Annotated in this window: 4 protein-coding genes and 1 pseudogene; all 5 read right to left on the reverse strand. The window is 71.6% G+C overall.

The genetic code is table 11. The annotated features are described in order from the left end of the window. On the reverse strand, window positions 1-616 hold a 616-nt coding region (locus I53_RS23110; RefSeq protein WP_148291223.1), incomplete at its 3' end, for a glycosyltransferase family 2 protein. 87 nt (window positions 617-703) lie between these two features. Then, a complete protein-coding gene (locus I53_RS23115; protein WP_043355145.1) occupies window positions 704-1,504 on the reverse strand; it encodes a polysaccharide deacetylase family protein in 801 nt (266 codons plus the stop codon). Next, window positions 1,501-2,637, reverse strand: coding sequence for a DegT/DnrJ/EryC1/StrS family aminotransferase (locus I53_RS23120; RefSeq protein ID WP_043355147.1), 1,137 nt, complete (start codon window positions 2,635-2,637; stop codon window positions 1,501-1,503). The genes I53_RS23115 and I53_RS23120 overlap by 4 nt, the downstream gene beginning before the upstream one ends. Continuing rightward, window positions 2,634-3,665, reverse strand: coding sequence for an NAD-dependent epimerase/dehydratase family protein (locus tag I53_RS23125; protein WP_043355148.1), 1,032 nt, complete (start codon window positions 3,663-3,665; stop codon window positions 2,634-2,636). Before I53_RS23125 ends, I53_RS23120 begins: the two co-directional genes overlap by 4 nt. After that, window positions 3,649-4,663, reverse strand: a pseudogene (locus I53_RS23130) (DegT/DnrJ/EryC1/StrS family aminotransferase); the annotation flags it as partial. The gene I53_RS23125 and the pseudogene I53_RS23130, both read right to left, overlap by 17 nt.

The following is a 4,663-nucleotide window of genomic DNA, read 5'->3' on the forward strand; positions in this document are numbered from 1 at the left end:
GAAGAGCATGCAGGGTGTCTCGACCATAGCCCAGGGTCCGCCGGCGGGCGATACGGAGCTGCCAATCCAGGTCTTCTCCACGGATGAGCGTCTCGTCGAACAGACCCACCAAATCGCGGACGCGTCTGCCGACCACGAGCGTGCCCAGTTGAGGAAAGTAGCCGCTCAGCATGGTCCGAAGAAGTGCGTCGCCGACGCCCGGATGCCGTTCCGGCCAAGGGGCTGAGGGATTCTTCAGGTCCGGGTCCGTGCCGACGGCCTGCCCCAGAACGCCGTCCAAGGCGGGATCCGCATCGAGGACCGCAATCTGCGCACGCACATTCCCCGGAAGCCACGCGTCGTCATCGTCGAGGAAAGCGATGAAGTCGCCGGTCGCCAAACGCAGGCCCGCATTCCGTGCCGCGCTCGGCCCGCGGCGCTCCACCGCCACGTAGGTGGCCCCGAACGCCTCGGCGATCGCCCGGTTCTCGCACGCGCCCCCATTGTCCGCGACGAGGATTTCAAACGCGAGATCGCGATCTTCGAGGCGCCGGATGCTTGCGAGCGCACCGCGCAGAAGATGGGGCCGCCGGAATGTCGGCACGATGACCGAAACCAGCCTCGGACCGTCTTGCATCGGGGCGCCTCCCAGGCCGATGGATCTGCTGCGACATGACAGGGCAGTACGGCCTCGGACTGTCGGAACACCCCGAGACGCCGGAGATCAGACCCATTCTTCCCACGCATCGAAGGCGCCGCGCAGCAGGGCCTGGAAGATCAGATCATGGTCGAAGCAGGTGACGAAGGTCCGCCCCACGGTGCCCTCAGGTTTGGTCTCCTCCGCCTGCGCATAGAGGGTCCGGTAGCCGGCCTCGCGGGCCGCCTGTTGGGCGAAGGGCGTCCAGTTCATCGATTGACCGAGCGGGATCGCGAAGCTCGCCGGAGCGACGCCCAGGCGCCGCGCGATGATGGCCCGGGAGACGACGAGTTCCTCGACGGTCCGATCCGTGTCGAGGCGCCCGAAATCCGGGTGCGTCACCGAGTGGCTGCCGATCTCGACCCCGGCCGCGGCGAGCGCTTCGATGGCGCGCCAGTCCAGGATGCCGCGCGGCCCGGTCTCGGGCCGGTCCAGCCAGCCTGCCACGATGAACAGGGTCCACGGGATCCCGTAATCACGCAGGATCGGGGCCGCCGCGCTCAGCACGCTGTGCCAGCCATCGTCGAAGGTGATGGCGAGGTCGCGGGCGCCGCCGCGTCCCTCGGCGATGGAGGCCGCCGGCACGAAGCGGTAGCCCAGACGGAGCGCCCGCTCGATCTGATGCCGGAAGCGCCCGGGGGCGACGTCGTTGACGCCGCATTCCGGCTGGCCCACCGAGTGGTAGCAGAGGATGCGCCCGCCCGGCAGGGCCCGACGCCGGCGGCCGAGGGCGAGCGTCGTGCGCTCGCAGGCCATCCGGGCGGCGGCGACGCGCGGGCGGGTCAGGCCGACCGTCCGGGCGAGGCTCTTGACCGGTGCGGGGATCATCGCAGGGCGGCGCGCAGGCCGTCGACGACCTGATCCTGCGCCGCCTCCGTCATCGCCGCGTAGAGCGGCAGCAGGATCGCGTGGTCGCGGGCCCGCTCGGATTCCGGCAGCGCGAACCGCCGCGGCGCCTCGGCGTAGGGCGGCTCCAGATGCGCGCACATGATGCCCCGGCGGGTGGCGATGCCCCGGTCGAGCATCGCCTGCATGACCGCCTGCTGGTCCGCATCGTCCGGGAGGCGGACGCAGTAGCTCTGCCAGTTGCTGCGCAGCCCCATCGGCTCGGGCGGCGGCGTCACCCCGGGGAGGTCGGCCAGCCGCACGCGGTAGCCGTCGGCGAGGTCGCGGCGCCGGGCGATCAGGTCGGGCAGCCGCTTCAGCTGCTCCCGGCCGATGGCCGCCTGCACGTCCGTCATCCGGTAGTTGAAGCCCGCGATGGCGTATTCCTCGACCACCACCCGGGCGCTGCCGTGGCGGGCGATGTCGGAGACGCTCATCCCGTGCTGGCGCAGCAGCCGGAAGGTCTGGTCCCACGCGGCGTTGGCGGTGGTGATCATGCCGCCGTCGCCGGTGGTCAGCACCTTGCGCGGGTGGAACGAGAAGCAGGCGATGTCCCCCGCCGGGCTGCCGATCGGCCGCCAGACGTCGCCCTGGAGCCGCTCGGAGCCGATGGCGCAGGCCGCGTCCTCGATCACCGGGATGCCGGACCGGCGCCCGATCGCCACGATCGCCTCCAGGTCGCAGGGCATGCCCATCTGGTGGACGCAGACGATGGCCTTCGTCTTCCCGGTGATCGCCGCCGCGGCGGCGTCCGGGGCCATGTTGTAGGTCGCCGGGTCGATGTCGACGAAGATCGGCGTCGCCCCGCACTGGGCGATGGCGTTGGCGGTGGCGATGAAGCTGTGGCTCACCGTCACCACCTCGTCGCCGGGGGCGACCCCGACGGCGAGGAGGGCGAGATGCAGCGCGGTCGTGCAGTTCGAGACCGCGCAGGCATGGGGCGCGCCGACGATCGCGGCGAACTCCGTCTCGAAGGCCGCGACCTGCGGCCCCTGGGTCAGCCATCCGGAGCGGACGACGGCGGCGGCGGCCTCGGCCTCGGGGTCGCCGACTTCGGGCTTGGCGATCGGGATCATGCCAGCGCCCGCCGCAGGTGTTCCGAGCGGGACTCGTCCTGCCACCAGGCGACGAGGTCGGCGAGGCCCTCGGCCGCCCCGATCTTCGCCTCGAAGCCGATCAGCGCCTTGGCGAGGCTCGTGTCGCAGAGGCGCCGGGGCACCGGGTTCACGGCCCGCTCGGCCTCGTGGATCAGCGGCGTGCCGTCCCGGCCCATGATCCGGGTGAGGTGGCCGGCGAGGTCGACCAGCGAGGTCTCGACGCCGGTGCCGACGTTGAGCACCACGTCGGTGGCCGGCGAGATCGCCGACAGGATGTTGGCCCGGGCGATGTCGCGGACATGGACGAGGTCCATGGTCTGCAGGCCGTCGCCGAAGACGATCGGCGACTGGCCCTCGGCCAGGCGCTGCATCCAGCGGACCATGACCTCGGTGTAGCGGCCGGTCAGGTCCATCCGCGGGCCGTAGGCGTTGAAGTACCGAAGCGCGACGTAGTCCAGCCCGTACATGTCGTTGAACGAGCGCAGCAGACCTTCGCCGAAGGACTTGGCGGCGCCGTACAGGGTCCGGTTGTCGTAGGGGTGGTGCTTCTCGGTCGTCGGGAAGACCTCCGCCATCCCGTAGACCGAGGCCGAGGAGGCCATCACCACCTTGGCGACGCCGGCCTCGACGCAGCTCTCAAGCAGGTTGAAGGTCGCGGCGGCCATCACCTCGAAGGCGTGGCGCGGCTCTGCGGCGCATTGCGTGATCCGCAGGGCCGCTTGGTGGAACACCACGTCGGTGCCCTTGACCAGCGTCTCCATCAGGGCGCGGTCGCGGATGTCGCCCTGGACGAGGCGGACGCGGCCGGAGCCGAGGGCGTCCCCGAGATTCTCGGGGCGGCCGCGGATCATGTTGTCGATGGCCACGATCTCGTCGCAGCCGGCCTCGACCAGAAGGTCGATGATGTGCGAGCCGATGAAGCCCGATCCGCCGGTGACCAGGATCCGGGTCCCGCGCAGGTCGCCGCTGAACCGGCTTCCCTTGGTGACCTCACGCAGCTTGGGCATCGGCGACCTCGCAGTAGCTCGCGACGGCCTGGCAGACGGTGTCGATCTGCGCGGACGTCATCTCGGGGAACATCGGGAGGGACAGGGTCCGGGCGGCCAGCCGCTCGGTGACCGGCAGGCGGCCGGCGCCGTCGTCGAGGTGACTGTAGGCGGGCTGCCGGTGGACCGGGACGGGATAGTGGATCCCGGTGGCGATGCCGGCCGCGTTGAGGTACTGGCGCAGCCCCTCGCGGTCCGCCGTCGACACGGCGTAGACGTGGAACACGTGGTCGAGCCCGGCGGGCGCCGGCAGCTCCAGGCCGAGGCCCGCGAGCCGGGCGCCGTACTCCGCCGCCACCGCCTGGCGGGCGCGGGTCCAGCCCTCCAGGTGCGGGAGCTTGACCCCCAGCACCGCGCCCTGGACGCCGTCCATGCGCAGGTTGAAGCCGTGGCGGACGTGGTTGTACTTGCCCTGCTGGCCCCAGTCGCGCAGGCAGCGGGCCGCCGCGGCGAGGTCGTCGCGGTCCGTGACGATGGCGCCGCCCTCGCCGTAGGCCCCGAGATTCTTGCCGGGATAGAAGCTGAAGCAGCCGATATCCCCGATCGTGCCGGCCTTGCGGCCGCCGCGCTCGGCGAGATGCGCCTGGGCGGCGTCCTCGACGAGGGCGAGCCCGTGGCGCCGGGCGATGGCGCCGAGCGCGTCGAGATCGGCCATCCGGCCGTGGAGGTGCACCGGCAGGATCGCCTTGGTGCGGGGCGTGATCGCCGCCTCGATCAGGGCCGGGTCCATGGTCCAGGTGACCGGGTCGATGTCGACGAGGACCGGGGTGGCCCCGGCATACAGGACCGCCGCGACCGTCGCCACGAAGGTGGACGAGACCGTGATCACCTCGTCGCCCGGGCCGATGTCAGGGCGAGGAGGGCGAGGTGCAGGGCCGCGGTGCCCCTGCTGACAGCGACCGCGTGGCGGGCGCCGCAGGCCTCGGCGAAGGCCGTCTCGAAGGCGCTGACCGCCGGGC

Source organism: Methylobacterium sp. B1 (assembly GCF_000333255.1).
GTDB lineage: Bacteria > Pseudomonadota > Alphaproteobacteria > Rhizobiales > Beijerinckiaceae > Methylobacterium > Methylobacterium fujisawaense.